Origin of the sequence: Caballeronia arvi (assembly GCF_001544695.2) — a bacterium.
Taxonomy (GTDB): Bacteria; Pseudomonadota; Gammaproteobacteria; order Burkholderiales; family Burkholderiaceae; genus Caballeronia; species Caballeronia arvi.
Genome location: NZ_FCOM02000002.1, coordinates 132,768 through 150,909, shown reverse-complemented (window position 1 = coordinate 150,909; position 18,142 = coordinate 132,768). Strand labels below are relative to the sequence as shown.

Below are 18,142 nucleotides of genomic sequence, written 5' to 3'. Positions count from 1 at the left end.
AACAATGGTAGCACGCACGCCAAGCTCCACCGACACACGGGCAGCGCGCGAGAGCCTTGTCCGGTGCGCCTTTCAGGGCGTCCGCGGTGCGTTTCGACCGGCGTGAACGGCAGCGGTTGCCGGCTCGCGCACGATGAACGCTTCGTGGCGCCCGGAACACCGCGGCATGCTGTCGCCGGTTTGACGCACGGCCGTTCGCGCGGCCTGCGGTTTCCTGTCCGATGCGGCGCCTCCCGAAGGTTGCGGCATCCCGTCGATGTGCCTGGCTTCGCAGCTTCTGAGAGGAACCCAACGTGACGTCTTCTGGATCGGCTCGCCCGACGCGCCGCAACGCCGCATCGCCCCAGTCTTCCTCCTCCGACGCGCCCCGCGCGGCGTCGTCGCCCATCGTCACGAAGGCCGCGACGGCCACGAAAGGATCGAAAGCGGTGAAAGCGGCGATTCCGCTGAAGGTCGCGAAGAAAGCCGTCGCCGCCAAGACGAGAGCGCCGCGTGCGAACGGCGCACCCGTGCCGAAGTCCACGAGCCGCACGCGCGACGACAAGGACCGCCCGCTCTTCGAAGACATCCGCTTCCTCGGCCGGCTGCTCGGCGAAGTGCTGCGCGAACAGGAAGGCGACGCCGTGTTCGATGTCGTCGAGGCCATCCGTCAGACGGCCGTGAAATTCCGCCGCGAGGACGACAGCGAAGCCGCGCAGACGCTGGAGAAGAAACTGCGCGCGCTGTCGCCGGAGCAGACGGTGTCGGTCGTGCGCGCATTCAGCTACTTCTCGCATCTCGCGAACATCGCGGAAGACCGTCATCACAACCGCCGCCGCCGCATTCACGCGCTCGCCGGTTCGGTCTCGCAGCCCGGCACGATCGCCTATGCGATCGAGCGCATGCGCGAGCACAAGAAGGCCAGCGAGACGCGCAAGATGCTGGAGAAGTTTTTCGGCGATGCGCTGATCGTCCCCGTCCTCACAGCGCATCCGACTGAAGTGTCGCGCAAGAGCATTCTCGATGGACAGCACGACATCGCGCGTCTGCTCGCCGAGCGCGACCAGGAACTGACCGCACGCGAGCGCGCCCGCAACGAAGCCGTGCTGCGCGCGCGCGTGACGTCGCTGTGGCAGACGCGCATGCTGCGCGACACGCGCCTGAGCGTCACCGATGAAATCGACAACGCGCTGTCCTACTATCGCGCGACGTTTCTCGCGGAGATTCCCGGGCTCTACGCCGATATCGAAGCCGCGCTGGCCGAGCACGGCCTGCCCGTGCGCCTGCCGCCGTTCTTCCAGATGGGTAGCTGGATCGGCGGCGACCGCGACGGCAATCCGTTCGTCACCGGCGAAACGCTCGAAACCGCGATCACGCGTCAGGCGATCGTGATCTTCGAGCACTATCTCGAAGAGGTGCACAAGCTCGGCGCGGAACTGTCCGTGTCGAACCTGCTCGCCGGTTCGAGCGATGCATTGAAAGCGCTCGCCGATGCCTCGCCCGACCAGTCGCCGCATCGCACGGACGAGCCGTATCGGCGCGCGCTCATCGGCATTTACACGCGGCTCGCGGCGAGTGCGCGCGTGCGGCTCGGCGAAGGCGTCGTTTCGGTGCGCAGCGCCGGACCGGGCACGCCGCAGATCCGCGCGACGCCCTATGCCGATTCCTCCGAGTTCGTGCGCGATCTGCACGTGCTGGTCGATTCGCTCGCCGAGCATCACGGCGAGTCGATGTCGATCCTGCGTCTGTCGCCGCTCGTGCGCGCGGCCGAAGTGTTTGGCTTCCATCTCGCGAGCATCGACTTGCGGCAGAGTTCGGATATCCACGAAGCCGTAATCGCGGAACTGCTTGCGCGCGCGGGCGTCGTGGCGGATTACGCGTCGCTGTCCGAAGAACAAAAGCGCGACGTACTGCAGAAGGAACTCGCGCAGCCGCGTCCGCTGCGTCTTCCCTACGCGCAATATTCCGATCTCGCGAAGAGCGAGCTCGGCGTGCTCGAAGCGGCCCGCGAGACGCGCGAGAAGTTCGGCGCGCGCGCGGTGCGCAACTACATCATTTCCCATACGGAAACCGTCAGCGATCTGCTGGAAGTGATGCTGTTGCAGAAGGAAACCGGCGTGCTGCAAGGTTGCCTCGACGCGAAGGACGACTCCCCGCGCGACGGCCTCATGGTCATTCCGCTCTTCGAGACCATCGCCGACTTGCGCAACGCACCCGTCATCATGGGCGAATTCTTCGCGCTGCCGGGCATCGGCAAGCTGATCGAGAATCAGGGCAACGAGCAGGAAGTGATGCTCGGCTATTCGGACAGCAACAAGGACGGCGGCTTTCTGACGTCGAACTGGGAGCTGTATCGCGCGGAGCTGGCGCTCGTCACGCTCTTCAACGAACGCGGCACGACGCTGCGCCTGTTCCACGGCCGCGGCGGCACGGTCGGACGCGGCGGCGGCCCGACCTATCAGGCGATTCTGTCGCAGCCGCCCGGCACCGTCGACGGACAAATCCGCCTCACCGAGCAGGGCGAAGTGATCGCGAGCAAATTCGCGAACGCGGAAATCGGGCGGCGCAATCTGGAGACGGTGGTCGCGGCGACGCTCGAAGCATCCGTGCTGCCGCATGAAAACGCGCCCGCGCAACTGCCGCAATTCGAAGCGGCGATGCAGACGCTCTCCGATTCCGCGATGGCCGCGTACCGCGCGCTCGTCTACGAGACGCCCGGCTTCACCGACTACTTCTTCCTGTCGACGCCAATTTCGGAGATCGCGGAACTGAACATCGGCAGCCGGCCGGCGTCGCGCAAGCTGCAGGACCCGAAGCAACGCAAGATCGAGGATCTGCGCGCGATTCCGTGGGGCTTCTCGTGGGGACAATGCCGTTTGCTGCTCACGGGCTGGTACGGCTTCGGCAGCGCGGTGACCGCGTATCTCGACAAGACGGATTCGGACGACGAGCGCGCGAAGCGCCTCGCGATGCTGCGCAAGATGCACAAGACGTGGCCGTTCTTCAAGAACCTGCTGTCGAACATGGACATGGTGCTCGCGAAGACCGATCTCGCGGTTGCGTCGCGCTATGCGCAGCTCGTCAGCGACAAGAAGCTGCGCAAGCTCGTCTTCGACAAGATCGTCGCGGAACATCAGCGCACATGCGATGTGCTCGGCGAGATCACCGGCAAGATCGATCGTCTCGCGGACAATCCCTTGCTCGCGCGCTCGATCAAGAACCGCTTCCCGTATCTCGATCCGCTCAATCACTTGCAAGTGGAACTGCTCAAGCGCCATCGCGCGGGTGATCAGAACGTGCGGCTGCGGCGCGGGATTCACCTCACGATCAACGGCATTGCGGCGGGCTTGCGCAATACCGGTTGATTCCTCGGCCGGCCGAAGCGGCGTCTAATCCCGCCGCTTCGCCTCGATCATCATCGCGTCGAGTTCGAACGAGCCGTCTTCCTTCACGCCGAAATACTGGCGCACTTCATCGGGCGCGCTCGTCCACATCGATCTGATCGCCGTGACACGCTCGGGCGGCGTGCGCATGCGCGCGACCCACGTGTCGAATTCGAGCGGAATGCGCCAGCGTTCGGTCACGTGTGCGTCGAAGCCGGCGGCGTCGAGCATCGCGATCCATTCGTCGGCGCGATAGTCGCGGATATGCGACGCATCGCGCAGAAGTTCGATGGCCTGGATATGCGTGTCGTAAAGCGGATCGTCGATGCCCGCGATATCGATGAACTTCAGCCGTCCGCCCGCCTTCAGCACGCGATGCGCTTCCTTCAACGCTGCCGAAACGTCGCGCCAATGGTGCGCGCTCATGCGGCTGATCGCCCAGTCGAACGACGCGTCGGCGAATGGCAGCGTTTCGGCCGCGCCCTGCTGCGTGCGGATCGTCGTGAGGCCGCGCTCTTTCGCGGCGGCATCGACGGTCGCGAGCATTGGCGGCGCGATGTCGTAGGCGACGACTTCGCGCACGTGCGGCGCGACCGCGAAGCTCGCGTGTCCCGCGCCGCAGCCCATGTCCAGCACGCTCGCGTTGCCGCACGTGGCCGCGAAGGTCGCGGCGAGATTCTGCAAATCCGCGCCGCTCGCGTGGACCTGGCTCGTGAGGTAGGCGGCGGCGGTCGAGCCGAAGGCGTCGGCGACCTGGTCGTGATGTTTCATCGTGGGCTCCGGTTTCGTATGGGCTTGTGCCGCTACAATAGAGCGCGCTTTGTACCAGTACAAGTTGAGCAGATATCCTGGTATCAGAAACACCAGCCGACGCAGTCCCAATGAACCACCCCGACAACCAAGAACCCCATATCGAAACGGCCGCGCACGCGCTCGGCGAGTTCATCCGCGCACATCGCGAACGGCTTTCGCCGCAGGCGGTCGGACTCGCGCCCGGCCCGCGCCGCCGCACGCCGGGATTGCGCCGCGAGGAAGTCGCGCAACTGTGCGGCGTGAGCCCGACCTGGTACACGTGGATCGAGCAAGGGCGCCCGGTGTCGGCGTCCGCCGATGCGCTGGCGCGCATCGCGGTCGCGTTGCAGCTTTCGCGTGCCGAACGCGCATATCTGTTCGAGCTCGCCGCCCAGCGCGATCCCGCCGAGCCCGATCCCGCGGCGCAGGACGCACCCGCCGCGCTGTTGCAGACGGTCGGTCTGATCGGCGCGCCCGCCTACGTGCTCGATCGTCAATGGAACGCGCTGCGCTGGAACGAGCACGCGGCCGATCTCTTCGTCGGCTGGCTCGACGGCGCGAACGACCGCAATCTCCTCACCTACACGTTCACGTCGCCGGCGGCGCGCGCGCTGATCGTCGACTGGGACACGCGCGCGCGGCGGCTCGCGGCCGAGTTCCGCGCCGATTCGATCCGCCATCTGAACGACGCCCCGACGCGCGCGCTCATCGATTCGCTGTCCGCCGCAAGCGATGCGTTCGCGCGCTACTGGGCGTCGCAGGACGTGTTCGAGCGCGAAGGCGGCGAACGCGCGTTCAGCCATCCGTCGCGCGGGCGTGTCGTGTTCAATCAGATCACTTTCAGGCCGGCGCATCGCGAGGATTTGAAACTCGTGATTCTCGTCGGGTCCGAATCCGAATAGCGTCGAATGTTAAAATTTTGGCCTTCCCGAAGCTCAATCCGCTGAGAAAATCACCATGACGTCCCAACTTCACAAAAAAGGCGAAGCCTGGTCGGCTCGCTTCTCCGAACCGATGTCGGAGCTCGTCAAGCGCTATACGTCGTCGGTGTTCTTCGATAACCGTCTTGCGCTCGTCGATATTCAAGGCTCGCTCGCGCATGCATCGATGCTCGCGGCGCAGAAGATCATCAGCGCCGACGACCTTGCCGCCATCGAGCGCGGCATGGCGCAGATCAAGGGCGAAATCGAGCGCGGCGAGTTCGAGTGGAAGCTGGATCTGGAAGACGTGCATCTGAATATCGAGGCGCGTTTGACGGCTTTGATCGGCGATGCGGGCAAGCGCCTGCACACCGGCCGCTCGCGCAACGATCAGGTCGCAACCGATATCCGTTTGTGGCTGCGCGGCGAGATCGATCGCATCGGCGGGTTGCTGAAGGACTTGCGTCTCGCTCTGATTGATATCGCCGAGAAAAACGCCGACACGATCATGCCGGGCTTCACGCATCTGCAAGTCGCGCAGCCGGTGACGTTCGGGCATCACCTTCTAGCGTACGTCGAAATGTTTTCGCGCGACGCCGAGCGCATGCAGGACGCGCGCAAGCGCGTGAACCGCCTGCCGCTGGGCGCCGCGGCGCTCGCGGGCACGAGCTATCCGATCGATCGTCACGCGGTCGCGAAGACGCTCGGCTTCGACGGCATCTGCGCGAATTCGCTCGATGCGGTGTCCGACCGCGATTTCGCGATCGAATTCACGGCGGCGGCCGCGCTCGTCATGACGCACGTTTCGCGCTTCTCGGAAGAACTCGTTTTGTGGATGAGCCCGCGCGTGGGCTTCATCGATCTGGCGGACCGTTTCTGCACGGGTTCGTCGATCATGCCGCAGAAGAAGAACCCCGACGTGCCCGAGCTCGCGCGCGGCAAGACGGGCCGCGTGAACGGTCATCTGATGGCGCTGCTCACGCTGATGAAAGGTCAGCCGCTCGCGTACAACAAGGACAATCAGGAAGACAAGGAACCGCTGTTCGATACCGTCGATACGGTCGCGGACACGCTGCGCATCTTCGCTGAAATGGCGGCGGGCATCACCGTCAAGCCGCAGGCCATGCGCGCGGCGGCGTTACAGGGATTTTCGACCGCGACCGATCTCGCGGACTATCTCGTGAAGCGCGGCCTGCCTTTCCGCGATGCGCACGAAGCGGTCGCGCACGCGGTGCGTATCTGTGACGATCGCGGCTGCGATCTCGCGGATTTGTCGCTGGACGCGATGCGCATCGAACTGCCGAACGTCGCGCATCTCATCGGCGAGGACGTGTTCGAGTATCTGACGCTCGAAGGTTCGGTCGCGAGCCGCAATCATCCGGGCGGCACCGCGCCGGATCAGGTGCGCGCGGCGGCGCAGGCGGCGCGCGCGGCATTGAACTGAAGCGCTGCGCTTTTGCTGAAAACGGACTCTTTCGGGAGTCCGTTTTTTTATTCGACGACAGTAAATAGCCCGAATAGATAATCCGTCAACGAAGCGACGATTATTCCGCGAATCGATTTCCGCGTGCGTCGCAGGACGGGATTTATCGATAAGTCATTTCAGCCTCCGCAATATTTCTGAATGCGCCATAAATGGCCCATCGGAATACCACTTGGGTTTCGGCGATCGAAATTCAATAAATCGATCCTGTAGGAAACCTAATATTGAATATGCCTTGCCTAGCAGCATAGGTTGGATTATCAATATATCCCACACCCATCTATAAGCCGCCCGTTAAAAATAGCATCCGGCGCGGAAAAAATGCCAAGAACTGAAATCAATCAGAAAACCACACCAGTGAGGCCGCGACCATGAAGCGTCTTGGCAAGCAGTCCAAAGCAACCGCACTCGTGCTCACCGCACTGGTCGCATATTCGGTCACCGCATGGAGCGCCGAATGGGCGGAAGGCACGACCTACCCGGCTGGCGCGACGGTCACCTATAACGGCCATTCGTACCAGGCACTTCAGGCGCACACGGCGTATCCCGGCGCCGGCTGGACCCCTGCCACGACACCGACGCTGTGGAAGGATCTTGGCGCTTCGGGCGGAACGCCGTCGCCGACGCCGACGCCCACACCTGCACCTCCGCCGACACCGACACCGACACCGACGCCCACACCCACACCAACGCCGGCTCCCTCGCCTACTGCATGCTTTGCGGCGTGGTCGGCTTCGCAGGTCTATGCTCAGGCCGGGTCGAAGGTCACGTACAACGGACGCAACTATCAAAACAAGTGGTGGACGCAAGGAGAGAATCCCGCGCAATCCGGAGCGTACGGCGTGTGGCAGGACATCGGCGCATGCTCCGGTTCGCCGACGCCCGCTCCTACGCCGACTCCGACTCCGACTCCGACTCCGACGCCAACGCCAACGCCAACGCCGACACCCACGCCAACGCCGACTCCAACGCCCACGCCGACTCCAACGCCCACGCCGACACCAACGCCAACGCCAACGCCAACGCCGACACCAACGCCGACGCCCACGCCCACGCCGACTCCCACGCCAGCCCCGACGCCGACGCCAGCCCCGACGCCCAGCCCCGCGGGCGCGCGCGAGATCGGCGGTTACTTCGCGCAATGGGGCATCTACGATCGCAATTACAAGCTCAAGGATGTCGACACGACGGGATCGGCCAAGCTGCTCACGTTCATCAACTACGCGTTCGGCAACCTCTATCAGAAGAACGGCGGCTACGAGTGCGGCATCGTCAACAAGGCCGAACCCGGCGCGACCAATCCGAACGCGCCAGATGCCGGCACCGGCGGCGATCAGTGGGCCGACTACGGAAAGAACTTCGGTGCGAACGAGTCCGTCAACGGCAAGGCCGATGCCTGGGACGCGCCTCTCAAGGGCAACTTCAACCAGCTCAAGTTGCTCAAGGCCAAGTATCCGAATCTGAAGATCATCATTTCGCTCGGCGGATGGACCTGGTCCAGATGGTTCGGCAAAGCGGCGACAACTGATGCGTTGCGCAAGCAGCTCGTGTCGTCGTGCATCGATCTCTATCTCAAAGGCAATCTGCCAGTCGATACGGGTTCCAACACCGGAGGCAACGGCGTGGCGGCCGGCATCTTCGACGGCATCGACATCGACTGGGAGTTCCCCGGCGGCGCGGGTCAGCCGTACAACGTCGTCGATCCGAACGACAAGCAGAATTACACCCTGCTTCTCGCCGAGTTCCGCAAGCAGCTCGACGCGTACGGATCGCAATCGGGCAAGCGCTATCTGCTGACCGTCGCGATCGGCTCGGGCACCGACAAGATCGAGCACACGGCGCCGGGCGAATACAGCAAGTCGCTCGACTGGATCAACATCATGTCGTACGACTTTCACGGCGGCTGGGAATCGACCGGGCCGACGGACTTCCAGGCGCCGCTCTATGCCGACCCCGAGAGCCCGAACTACAAGGCGGGAGGCTATGCCCCGAGCTACAACGTCGACAGCTCGGTGAAGGCGCTGCTCAACGCGGGCGTGCCGCCGTCCAAGCTCGTCGTCGGCATTCCGTTCTACGGGCGCGGATGGACGGGCGTCGCGGCGGGCGCGAAAGGCGACGGCCTCTATCAGAAAGCCACCAAGCCCGCGCCCGGCAAGTACGAGGAAGGCATCCAGGACTATCGCATCCTGAAGGGCGCGGCCGGCACCCTGCGCGAGCACCCGGTGACGAAGCAGTCGTACAAGTACGACGGCTCGACGTGGTGGTCCTACGACTCGCCCACCGCCGTGCAGATCAAGATGGACTACGTGAAGGCCAACAACCTGCGCGGCGCGTTCAGCTGGGAACTCGACGGCGACGGCCCCAACGCGGAACTGCTGAAAATCATGGGCGACGGACTCAAGTGAAATCCGGGGCAAGCGCGCGATCGCCCGCGCAATGAGGCGATCGCGCGCGTGGCGAAGTACTCGAACCGACGGGGGCAGCCATGCACGAACGATTGTCCGTATCGAAGGCAAAGCTCGGTCGGCGCGGCATCGGGCTGCGCCGGCGTGCTTTCACCTTGCTCGAATTGCTGGTCGTTCTGCTCATCATCGCGCTGCTGGCGGGCTACGTCGGGCCGAAGCTCTTCGGCGAAGTGGGCAAGGCGCGCAGCAAGACGGCGGCCTCGCAGATGAAGGGCATCGAAAGCGCGCTCGATCGATACCGGCTCGACACGGGCCGCTATCCCGGCACCGACGCCGGACTCGCCGCACTGATGTCCAACGTCGGCAACACGACCGGCTGGGACGGCCCCTACATGAGCAGCCAGATTCCGAACGATCCGTGGGGCAAGCCCTATATCTATCGCTCGCCTGGCGAAGGCGGCAAAGACTATGACCTGATGACCTACGGCGCCGACGGCAAACCGGGCGGAAGCGGCGAGGACGCGGACATCGTCGCCAAATGACATGCGCGGCGGCCGTCATGCGATATCGCGTTCGTGTCGACACCGACAGCGGCCCGCAGGAACTGGATCTCGACGCCGCCGACGAAGCGCAGTTGCGCCAGAGCGTGGCCGCAATGGGGCTCGCGCTGATCGAGGCGACGCCCGTCGGCAAGAAGGGCTTGTCGCTGTCGTTCAAGAAGCCTGTGTTCGAGCGCGCGCTCTTCACCCAGGAGCTGATCGCGTTGCTGGAAGCGGGTCTGAGCCTCGTCGAAACGGTCGAGACGCTGCGCGACAAGAGCAAGGAAGGACTCAACCGGACGGTGCTGCAGAAGATCGTCGATGCGCTCTATGAAGGCGAGCCGTTATCGCGCGCGCTGGAGCGTCAGCCGGAGCACTTTCCGCCGCTCTATGTCGCGACGGTCGCCTCGGCCGAGCAGACCGGTCATCTCGCCGAGGCGCTCAAGCGCTATCACCAGTATGACGCGCGGCTCGCGGCGGTGCGCAAGAAGGTCGTGTCGTCGATGGTGTATCCGTCGATCGTCATCGCGGTAGGCGCGTTGATCATCCTGTTCATGGCGTTCTACGTGGTGCCGAAGTTCAGCCAGGTCTTCGCGACCATGAAGGACATGCCCTTCACCGTGCGCATGATGCTCGCGTGGGGAAATCTCGTGGAAGCGCACGGCGGCGTGCTGCTCGCCGGACTCTTCGCCGTGATCGCGGGCGCGCTCTGGTCGCTGAAAAGCCCGAAAGTGCGCGGCAGGCTCTTCGCGGCGTTTCTGAGCCTGCCGAAACTCGCCGATTATCAGCGGCTCTTCGCGCTGACGCGCTTCTACCGCACGCTCGGGCTGTTGCTCGCGGGCGGCATGTCGATGGTCGCGTCGATGGAACTGTCCGCACAACTGCTGCCCGCGCAGATGCAGGCCGCGCTCGCCCAGGCGCTCGACGACATCCGCGCGGGCAAGCCGCTGTCCGGTGCGCTGCCCGCCGCGAATCTGACGACGCCCGTCGCGGAGCGGCTGATCCGCGTCGGCGAGCAGAGCGGCGAGCTCGCGGGCATGGTCACGCGCTCGGCCGAATTCTGCGACGAAGAGCTGGATCGCGCGATCGACACGCTGATGCGCGTCGTCGAGCCGGTGCTGATGCTGGTCGTGGGCGGCATCGTCGGAACGATCATCTTTCTGCTCTACATGCCGATTTTCCAGCTGGCCGGAAGCGTGGGTTGAGATCATGGAACAGCCGACCGAAACACCCGTCCGCGCGCAGCGCCCGAACCAGCAGCAGTTCTGGGACGACGCCGGGCACGATCCCGCCGACTATCTGACGAGGGTCACGCAGACGATCGGCCTCACCGGATTCGCAGCCGAAGCGCTCGAAACGCTCGAGCCGCGTTTCGATCTCCTGCCCTTCGGCGAAGCGATGTCGCGCCGCTGCCTGCTCGCCGCGGCAAGCGATGCGCGCTTGTGGCTCGTCCTCGCCGATCCGTTCGATCCGAACCTGCGCGCCTGGGCGATGCAGCGCGTGAAGAAGCCCTTCGCGTTCGCGTTCTGCGTGCCCGCCGAGCTGATGGCGTTTCTCGCGCTGCACGAGTCCGCGCACCAGGCGCTCACGCACATCAGCGTCGATACGAAATCGGCAGCGACGAGCGAAGCGGGCGTCGAGATCACGCTCGCGACGCTCGCCGCGGACGTGCATCCGGTGATCCGGCTCGTCAACTCGTCGCTGTACGACGCGCTGAAGGCGCGCGCATCGGACATTCATATCGAAAGCACGGCGGCGGGGCTCGTCATCAAGTACCGCATCGACGGCGTGTTGCAGGAGACCGCGTCCGCGCCGGGCGTCGATACGGCCGAGCAGGTTCTGTCGCGGCTCAAGGTGATGGCCGATCTCGACATCGGCGAGCGGCGCATCCCGCAGGACGGGCGCTTCAAGGCGGTCATCAGTCAGCGCGAGATCGATTTTCGCGTGTCGATCATGCCGTCGATACACGGCGAGGACGCGGTGCTGCGCGTGCTCGACAAGCAGCGCGGCGAAGCCGGGGCCACGGCGCTCAGGCTCGATGCGATCGGCCACGAGCCGGAGATCGTCGATGCGATCCGCGCGATTGCGCACGAGCCCTACGGCCTTCTGCTCGTGACCGGACCGACGGGCTCGGGCAAATCGACGACGCTCTACGCGACACTCACCGAGATCAACACGGGCGACGAAAAGATCATCACGATCGAAGACCCGGTCGAATACGAGCTGCCGGGCGTGCTGCAAATCCCGATCAACGACAAGAAAGGCCTGACCTTCGCGCGCGGCCTGCGCTCCATCCTGCGCCACGATCCGGACAAGATTCTCGTCGGCGAAATCCGCGACGGCGAGACCGCGGGCATCGCCGTGCAGGCCGCGCTGACCGGCCACCTCGTGCTGACTTCCGTGCATGCGAACAACGTGTTTTCCGTGCTCGACCGCTTCCTGCACATGGGCGTCGACATGCACAGCTTCGTCGATGCGCTGCTCGGCGCGGTCGCGCAGCGCCTCATGCGCAAGAACTGCCCGCATTGCGCGCGCGACGACACGCCGCCCGACGAAGCGACGCTGCGCGCTTCGGGGCTCACGCCGGAACAGGTCGCGCTCTGGCGTTTTCGCAAAGGCGCGGGCTGCGATGCCTGCCGGCGCACGGGCTATCTCGGCCGTCAGCCGATCGCGGAAGTGCTGCGCCTCAACGATGCGATCAAGCAATGCTTCGTCGAGCGGCGGCCGATCATGGAACTGAAGGCGCTCGCCCATGCGAGCGGTTTCGTGCCGATCAGGCAGATTGCGCTGCGCGCCGTCGCCGATGGCCGCACGACGCTCGCGGAAGTCAATCGCGTGACGATGGTCGAGGCCTGAGCGATGTCGCGCTTATCGGACCGGCTCGGCGCGTTGAAAACGGCGAAGCTGCCGTCGATGAGCGCGGCATCGACGATGATGAGCCGCGCGACGATCTGGCTCGACGGCGAACGCGCGCACACGCTGAATTCACCGCCGGTTTCACCGACGATGACGCCGCTCTCCCCTTCGGGCGACATCGCCGCCGCGCTGAAAGCGATCGAGGCGCTCGCGCCCAGGCCCGCGCGTCCCGGCTTGCACACGTTGCGCGTGGTCGTCGGCGCACCGTTCGCGCGCTATCACGCGCTGCCTTGGCAGCCGCTGCCGAAGCCCGAAGACTGGGTGTCGGTCGCGCGCATGCAGGCGGTTCAGTGGGGCGCGGGCGCGGAGCCGTGGCGCTACGCCGTCGCCGACAGCGCGTGGGGCCGGGGCCGCCTCGCCGCCGCGATGCCCGAAGCGCTCTGCGCGGGCATCGAGCGCCTGTGCAAAACACGCAAGCTGCAGCTCGGCGGCATCGTGCCGGGCTACACGTTCGCGCTCGGCCGACACGCGCGGCGCATCCGCGATGGCGCCATCGCGATCGCCGAACTCGAAGAAACCGCGGGCGCGGCGGCGATCGCGCATATCGGCTTCCGGCGTGGCGGCGGCTGGACCGGCTTCATCGCGCTGCCCGTGCCCGGCACGCTCGACGATCTCTGGCGCGACGCGCTCGCGCTGTGCGCCATCGATGCGCCCGAGCGCCGCTATGTGATCGGGCCGGGCGCGGCGGACCGATGGATCGCGGACCGCTCGCAGACCGAGTGGCTCGCCGCGCCCTGGGACGCATCGTCATGAAAGCGCCCGCCCTGAACCTGCATCGCGCCAACCGGCCGGACGCCGCGCCGGGGTTGATCGCGCTCGCGGCCGGCGTCGTCGTGCTCGTGCTGACGATGCAGTATCTCGACACGCTCACCGACCAGCGCGAAAGCGCGATCGCGAAGCAGGAGCAGAAGTTCAGGACCATCAGCAATGCGCATCGTCATTCAGGCGATGCGCAAGCCGCGAAGTTGATGGCCCAGCAGCGCTATGCGGCGGAGCCGGCGCGCGCGCTCGTCGAAGGAGGATGGAATCCGGGCATCGCGCTGCTTTCGGTCGATATCGCCCCGGCGTCGCGGACCATCAACATGCAGTTCGAGACGCGCTCGGCACAGGAAGCGCTCTCCTACGCCGACTGGCTGCAGGCGCAGCCGGGCACCGAAAACGTCACTGTGAAGCGGCAGACCGAAAAGCCGGGGCCACCGGTGAAGTCGGTGGAGACGAGTCTCCAGGTGACGTGGCGGCCGTTCTTCGGGCAGCCGGTCGCCGGCGCGTCCGCAACCGCCTCCGAAGGCCCGCCCGCCGCGCCGCCCGGTGGAGCGCCGAAATGAACCGCCTGCTATGGGAACTGCGCCGTGCGCAATGGCGGCTCGGCACCTTCGGCGTGCTCGCGGTGCTGCTGTTCGGCGCGTCGGCGGTGATCGCGCTCGTGCAGATGCTCCCTCTGCGCGAGGACATCGCCGCGCGCGAAGCCGATCTCGATGCGCGCGCCGCCACGCTGAAGCAGCCCCCGCCGCCCTCGCCCGACGAAGCGATCGCGCCCGTCAGCGCCGAGCAGCGCTATTTCATCTTCCTGCACAGCCTGCATGCGATCGCCGCGAAGAATGGCATCGCGCTGCCGCAGATCACGTATCAGAGCGCGGCGCAGGACAAGGACTCGCCGTTGAAGCGCTATGTCATCGAGACGAGTTTCACGAGCATGTACCTGCAGTTTCGCGTCTTCATCGCCGAATTGCGCACGATGCCGGGACTGCGTTGCGAGCGCCTCGCGATCTCGCGCCCGAACATCGGCACGACGCAGCTCGAAGTGCGCCTGCAGTGCTCCTTTCTCGTCGAGGCGTCGAAATGAGCGGGCTCGACGTGCGCAGCCTGAAAGTATCGCGGCCGGTGCTCGGGCTGCTCGTGGTCGCGATCGGTCTGATCCTGTACACGTACTTCCGCGGCGAGCCGGCCGAAACACCGGACGCGCCCGACGCGCCCGCACCGGCGCGCGCCGTGCCGAAAGCGCCGGCCGCGGCAAGCGCGCCGGCCGCGAGCGCGAGCGCCATCGAGACCGCGGAGGCGCAGCGGCCCGCTGCCGTCGATGTCTTCCCGAGCCAGAACTGGCAGCCGCCTCCTCCGCCACCGCCGCCGGCGCCGCTCACGCCGCCGAAACCGCCGCCGCCGCCCGAGCCGCCGCCGCTGCCGTTCGCGGTCCGCTCGCTCTGGCTGGATCAGGACGGCGTGTTCTACGTGCTGCTCTCCGGAACCGGGCGCGAGTTCACCCTTTGCGCCAACTGCCAGAAGAAGAGCTTCCTGAAAAAGGGCGATGTGATTCTCAACGCATACAGGATCGAGGACATCAACCGGAAGGAAGTGCGGTTCATCTACCTGCCGTTGAAGCGCCGGCAAACGCTCGCGCTCGGAGAACTGAAATGAGGCGGCTCAAGAACTTGGCGGTCCTGACCGTGCTTTCGCTGATGACGGCATGCGCGAGCGAAATGCATCGCAAGGGACTGGAAAACACGCTGTCGAACATGCCGCCCGACGCGCAGCTCGAACTGCTCGCGCAACAGACCGTGCAATATCCCGACGACCTCGAAATACGAAGCTGGTATCTGAGCTTGCGGCGGCGCCTTGAGGTCGAATATCTGAACCGCGCGACGGTCGCCTATCGCGCGGGCGATTCCGCGCAGGCGCTCGCGTGGGCGCGCAAGGCGCAGGAGGCCGCGCCCGGCGACGACACCGCCAGCGGCATGATCGACTGGATCGAGAAGCAGGCGCCGATCGACGCGGCCGTGCAGTACGCGGGCACGATCTATCTGGACCAGCCGCAGGAAGCGCTCGGCATCGTCAACGACGTGCTCGCGAAGCAGCCCGACAACGCCCGCGCCGCGCGGCTGCGCGACATGCTCGTCACGCCGAAAGGACAGGACCTCGCGCCGAAGCTCGACAAGAATCTGGATCAGCCGATCACCGTGCAGTTCCGCGACCAGCCGCTCATCAGCATCTTCGAGCTGGTGTCGAACATCACGGGGCTCAACTTCACGTTCGACCGCGATGTGCAGGCCGCCGCACCGACGACGATTTTCGCGAGCAATACGCCGGTAAAGCAGGTGCTGTCGATGGTGCTGCAGGCCAATCAGCTCGCGAGCAAGGTCGTGAGCGGCAACTCGGTGCTGATCTATCCGAAGCGCCCCGACAAGGAAACCGAATACAAGGACCTCGTCGTGCGCACGTTCTATCTGGACAACGCGCAGGCGGCGCAGGTGCTCGCCGTGCTCAAGCAGATGGTCAAGACGCGCGACGCCGTACTCGACGAGCGCACCAACGGCATCATCATGCGCGACTCGGCGGACACCGTGAAAGTCGCCGAACGCATCATCAGGGCGCTCGACGTGGCGCCCGCGGAAGTCGTCATCGATGCGCAGATTCTCGAAGTGACGTCGTCGGATCTGCTCAACATGGGCATCAACTGGCCGAACGGCGCCACGTTCGCGCTGCAGCCGGCGCCGCAAAATCCGAACGACACCCCGCGCGAAACCGGCACGCTGACGCTCGAGCAACTGGGCCACCTCAATAGCGGCGACGTGCTGGTGCGCATCGGGCCTGTCGGCGTGAACTTCCTGCAAAGCCAGGGCAGGACCAAGACGCTCGCGAATCCGAGCATCCGCGTGCGGAATCGCGAAAAGGCGAAGGTGCTGATCGGCGACCGGCTGCCCGTCGTGACGACGACGCTCTCCAGCAACTTCAGCTCGGAGAGCGTCAATTATCAGGATGTCGGGCTGACGCTCGAAGTCGCGCCCGTGATCGCCGGCAGCGACGAAGTGCAGGTGAAGCTGCACATGGAAGTGTCGAACGTGACGGACACGATCACGACATCGACCGGCCTCGTCGCGTATCAGATCGGCACGCGCTCGGCGGATACCGTGATGAGCGTACGCAACAACGAAACACAGATGCTCGCGGGCCTGCTCCAGCGCAACGAGCGCGCGACGGGATCGGGATGGCCGGGCCTGAGCCGCATTCCGGTGTTCGACCGCATCTTCGGCACGCGTGCGAACGACCAGCATCAGACCGAGCTGGTGCTGTTGCTGACGCCGCGCATCGTGCGCAACCAGGCGACGCCGGCGGGCAACGTCATGCTCTTCGATTCCGGCACGGAAACCCGCATCACGACCGAACGCGACGTGGTGTCGACCAGCGAGAGCGCGCGCATGGCGCCTGCCGGCACGCGCGCGCCGCCCGCGCGTCCGCTGCCGCCTGCGCCGATACCCGTGCCCGCGCCGCTGCCGCCGCCCGTCGCGGTGATGCCGCCGGTCGCGCCGCAGCAGCCGCCCGGCGGCGACACGCCGCCGAACACGCAACCCTGACGGACATCATGCGAGCCGCACGCCATGCAACGAGGCTTCACGATCATCGAGATGCTGGTCACGCTCGCGATCCTCGCGGTTCTGGCGACGGTGGCCGCGCCGCTCGTGCAGGTCGCCGCGCAACGCCAGAAGGAAGACGAGCTGCGGCGCGCGCTCTGGAGTATCCGCGATGCCATCGATGCCTATAAAGCAGCCGGCGACGCCGGCAAGTTCGATCGTTCAGCGGGCGATACGGGATATCCGCCCAGGCTGGACACGTTGGTGGAAGGTGTCGTCGACAAGACCAACCCGAGCGGCGCGCGAATCTATTTCCTGCGGCGTGTTCCGCGCGATCCGCTGTGCGATTGCCCGAGCCGCTCGGACGAGCAGACCTGGGGCAAACGCAGCTATGCGAGCCCGCCGGATTCGCCGAGCGAAGGCAACGATGTCTACGACGTCCATTCGTTATCCGAAGGAAACGGGCTCAATGGCATTCCTTATCGTAAATGGTGAATGCGATGTGGAAAAAGGCGCGGCGTGCGTTCACGCTGATTGAACTGCTGGTGGTGCTGGCGATCATCGCGACGCTGCTCACGCTCGTGGTGCCGCGCTATTTCGGCCAGGCGGACAAGGCGAAGGAAACCGTGCTGCATCAGAACCTGGCGGCGATGCGCGATTCCATCGACCACTTCCGGGCGGATCAGGGGCGCTATCCGCAAACGCTCGACGAACTCGTGCAGAAGCGCTATCTGCGCGAAATACCGATGGATCCCGTCGCGCAAAGCCGTACGGCATGGACGACCGAGCAGCCCGCCGACGGCACGCCCGGTGTCTACAACGTGCGCAGCGGCGCGAAAGGCAAGGGCAAAGATGGCACGGACTACAGCAGCTGGTAGAGGCCTTGCGCGCGCTTCGAGGCAGCGCGGCTTCGGCATGTTGTGGGCGCTGGTGTGCGTGGCGCTCATCGGCATCTATCTGATGGAGGTCGGCACCGTGTGGTCGACGCAGGTGCAGCGCGCGCGGGAAGACGAGCTGCTGCGCCGTGGCGATGCCATCCGGCGCGCGATCGTCGCGTACGTGCAGGCGGATCAGAGCGGCGCGTATCCGAAGAGCTTTGACGATCTGCTGCACGATCCGCGCGTGTCGTTCGTGCGGCGCTTTTTGCGCGAAGCGTATTCCGATCCGATGACCCAGGGCGACTGGCTCACGGAGCGCGGCCCGGGGGGCGAGTTGTACGGCGTGTACAGCTCGTCGATGCAGGAGCCGCTCAAGAAGGACGGTTTTCCCGACGACTACGCCAGCTTCGCGCTGAAGCCGACGTATCAGGACTGGAAGTTCACCAACTTTCCGGAGCGAAGTATGAACCGGCGATAGCGCGAGTCGATCTTGCGCGGAGGATC

At 65.4% G+C, this 18,142-nt stretch carries 16 protein-coding genes; 15 read left to right on the top strand and 1 reads right to left on the bottom strand.

Annotated elements, in window-relative coordinates:
- Window positions 1–293: 293 nt before the first annotated feature.
- On the top strand, window positions 294–3,344 hold the full coding sequence (gene ppc, locus AWB74_RS03665; RefSeq protein WP_061145418.1) for a phosphoenolpyruvate carboxylase: 3,051 nt from the start codon (window positions 294–296) through the stop codon (window positions 3,342–3,344).
- Window positions 3,345–3,368: 24 nt separating this feature from the next.
- Here ppc and AWB74_RS03660 read toward each other — a convergent pair whose 3' ends face one another.
- Window positions 3,369–4,133 (bottom strand): class I SAM-dependent methyltransferase, encoded by a 765-nt coding sequence (locus AWB74_RS03660; protein WP_061145417.1) that lies wholly within the window; start codon window positions 4,131–4,133, stop codon window positions 3,369–3,371.
- A 110-nt stretch (window positions 4,134–4,243) separates the two neighbouring features.
- On the opposite strand from AWB74_RS03660, the gene AWB74_RS03655 reads away from it, so the two are divergent.
- The 14 genes from AWB74_RS03655 to AWB74_RS03590 all read left to right on the top strand — a co-directional run bounded on the left by AWB74_RS03655 (window position 4,244) and on the right by AWB74_RS03590 (window position 18,116).
- On the top strand, window positions 4,244–5,056 hold the full coding sequence (locus AWB74_RS03655; RefSeq protein ID WP_061145416.1) for a helix-turn-helix transcriptional regulator: 813 nt from the start codon (window positions 4,244–4,246) through the stop codon (window positions 5,054–5,056).
- 55 nt (window positions 5,057–5,111) lie between these two features.
- Window positions 5,112–6,518 carry an argininosuccinate lyase gene (gene argH / locus AWB74_RS03650; RefSeq protein ID WP_061145415.1) on the top strand — a complete coding sequence of 469 codons (1,407 nt, stop codon included), beginning with the start codon at window positions 5,112–5,114 and terminating at the stop codon, window positions 6,516–6,518.
- Between the two features lie 410 nt (window positions 6,519–6,928).
- The gene (locus AWB74_RS03645) at window positions 6,929–8,962 is read left to right on the top strand and encodes a glycosyl hydrolase family 18 protein (RefSeq protein ID WP_061145414.1); all 2,034 of its coding nucleotides are present in this window, start codon (window positions 6,929–6,931) and stop codon (window positions 8,960–8,962) included.
- An 80-nt stretch (window positions 8,963–9,042) separates the two neighbouring features.
- Entirely contained in the window at window positions 9,043–9,504 is a 462-nt protein-coding gene (gene gspG, locus AWB74_RS03640; RefSeq protein WP_061145413.1) for a type II secretion system major pseudopilin GspG, read from the top strand.
- A 17-nt stretch (window positions 9,505–9,521) separates the two neighbouring features.
- Entirely contained in the window at window positions 9,522–10,706 is a 1,185-nt protein-coding gene (locus tag AWB74_RS03635) for a type II secretion system F family protein (RefSeq protein WP_061145595.1), read from the top strand.
- 4 nt (window positions 10,707–10,710) lie between these two features.
- Window positions 10,711–12,357 (top strand): GspE/PulE family protein, encoded by a 1,647-nt coding sequence (locus AWB74_RS03630; protein ID WP_061145412.1) that lies wholly within the window; start codon window positions 10,711–10,713, stop codon window positions 12,355–12,357.
- A 3-nt stretch (window positions 12,358–12,360) separates the two neighbouring features.
- Window positions 12,361–13,170 (top strand): hypothetical protein, encoded by an 810-nt coding sequence (locus tag AWB74_RS03625; RefSeq protein ID WP_061145411.1) that lies wholly within the window; start codon window positions 12,361–12,363, stop codon window positions 13,168–13,170.
- Window positions 13,167–13,742, top strand: a complete 576-nt coding sequence (locus tag AWB74_RS03620) for a hypothetical protein (protein ID WP_061145410.1) — start codon at window positions 13,167–13,169, stop codon at window positions 13,740–13,742. Before AWB74_RS03625 ends, AWB74_RS03620 begins: the two co-directional genes overlap by 4 nt.
- Window positions 13,739–14,260: a hypothetical protein gene (locus tag AWB74_RS03615; protein WP_061145409.1), complete on the top strand. Its 522-nt coding sequence runs from the start codon at window positions 13,739–13,741 to the stop codon at window positions 14,258–14,260. Before AWB74_RS03620 ends, AWB74_RS03615 begins: the two co-directional genes overlap by 4 nt.
- The gene (locus tag AWB74_RS03610) at window positions 14,257–14,829 is read left to right on the top strand and encodes a hypothetical protein (RefSeq protein WP_061145408.1); all 573 of its coding nucleotides are present in this window, start codon (window positions 14,257–14,259) and stop codon (window positions 14,827–14,829) included. The genes AWB74_RS03615 and AWB74_RS03610 overlap by 4 nt, the downstream gene beginning before the upstream one ends.
- On the top strand, window positions 14,826–16,763 hold the full coding sequence (locus AWB74_RS03605) for a secretin N-terminal domain-containing protein (protein ID WP_061145407.1): 1,938 nt from the start codon (window positions 14,826–14,828) through the stop codon (window positions 16,761–16,763). Before AWB74_RS03610 ends, AWB74_RS03605 begins: the two co-directional genes overlap by 4 nt.
- A gap of 24 nt (window positions 16,764–16,787) precedes the next feature.
- On the top strand, window positions 16,788–17,255 hold the full coding sequence (locus AWB74_RS03600; RefSeq protein ID WP_061145406.1) for a type II secretion system protein: 468 nt from the start codon (window positions 16,788–16,790) through the stop codon (window positions 17,253–17,255).
- A gap of 5 nt (window positions 17,256–17,260) precedes the next feature.
- The gene (locus tag AWB74_RS03595; protein WP_061145594.1) at window positions 17,261–17,638 is read left to right on the top strand and encodes a type II secretion system protein; all 378 of its coding nucleotides are present in this window, start codon (window positions 17,261–17,263) and stop codon (window positions 17,636–17,638) included.
- Window positions 17,639–17,675: 37 nt separating this feature from the next.
- Window positions 17,676–18,116 carry a hypothetical protein gene (locus AWB74_RS03590; RefSeq protein WP_061145405.1) on the top strand — a complete coding sequence of 147 codons (441 nt, stop codon included), beginning with the start codon at window positions 17,676–17,678 and terminating at the stop codon, window positions 18,114–18,116.
- The last annotated feature ends 26 nt before the right edge of the window (window positions 18,117–18,142 follow it).

What these genes read in the sequence shown, in the direction of transcription:
- AWB74_RS03660 (WP_061145417.1), bottom strand. Translation starts at nt 4,133, where the DNA reads ATGAAACATCACGACCAGGTCGCCGACGCCTTCGGCTCGACCGCCGCC.
- AWB74_RS03600 (WP_061145406.1), top strand. Translation starts at nt 16,788, where the DNA reads ATGCAACGAGGCTTCACGATCATCGAGATGCTGGTCACGCTCGCGATC.
- AWB74_RS03620 (WP_061145410.1), top strand. Translation starts at nt 13,167, where the DNA reads ATGAAAGCGCCCGCCCTGAACCTGCATCGCGCCAACCGGCCGGACGCC.
- AWB74_RS03645 (WP_061145414.1), top strand. Translation starts at nt 6,929, where the DNA reads ATGAAGCGTCTTGGCAAGCAGTCCAAAGCAACCGCACTCGTGCTCACC.
- AWB74_RS03635 (WP_061145595.1), top strand. Translation starts at nt 9,522, where the DNA reads ATGCGATATCGCGTTCGTGTCGACACCGACAGCGGCCCGCAGGAACTG.
- AWB74_RS03630 (WP_061145412.1), top strand. Translation starts at nt 10,711, where the DNA reads ATGGAACAGCCGACCGAAACACCCGTCCGCGCGCAGCGCCCGAACCAG.
- gspG (WP_061145413.1), top strand. Translation starts at nt 9,043, where the DNA reads ATGCACGAACGATTGTCCGTATCGAAGGCAAAGCTCGGTCGGCGCGGC.
- AWB74_RS03655 (WP_061145416.1), top strand. Translation starts at nt 4,244, where the DNA reads ATGAACCACCCCGACAACCAAGAACCCCATATCGAAACGGCCGCGCAC.
- argH (WP_061145415.1), top strand. Translation starts at nt 5,112, where the DNA reads ATGACGTCCCAACTTCACAAAAAAGGCGAAGCCTGGTCGGCTCGCTTC.
- AWB74_RS03595 (WP_061145594.1), top strand. Translation starts at nt 17,261, where the DNA reads ATGTGGAAAAAGGCGCGGCGTGCGTTCACGCTGATTGAACTGCTGGTG.
- AWB74_RS03625 (WP_061145411.1), top strand. Translation starts at nt 12,361, where the DNA reads ATGTCGCGCTTATCGGACCGGCTCGGCGCGTTGAAAACGGCGAAGCTG.
- AWB74_RS03590 (WP_061145405.1), top strand. Translation starts at nt 17,676, where the DNA reads ATGTTGTGGGCGCTGGTGTGCGTGGCGCTCATCGGCATCTATCTGATG.
- AWB74_RS03610 (WP_061145408.1), top strand. Translation starts at nt 14,257, where the DNA reads ATGAGCGGGCTCGACGTGCGCAGCCTGAAAGTATCGCGGCCGGTGCTC.
- AWB74_RS03615 (WP_061145409.1), top strand. Translation starts at nt 13,739, where the DNA reads ATGAACCGCCTGCTATGGGAACTGCGCCGTGCGCAATGGCGGCTCGGC.
- AWB74_RS03605 (WP_061145407.1), top strand. Translation starts at nt 14,826, where the DNA reads ATGAGGCGGCTCAAGAACTTGGCGGTCCTGACCGTGCTTTCGCTGATG.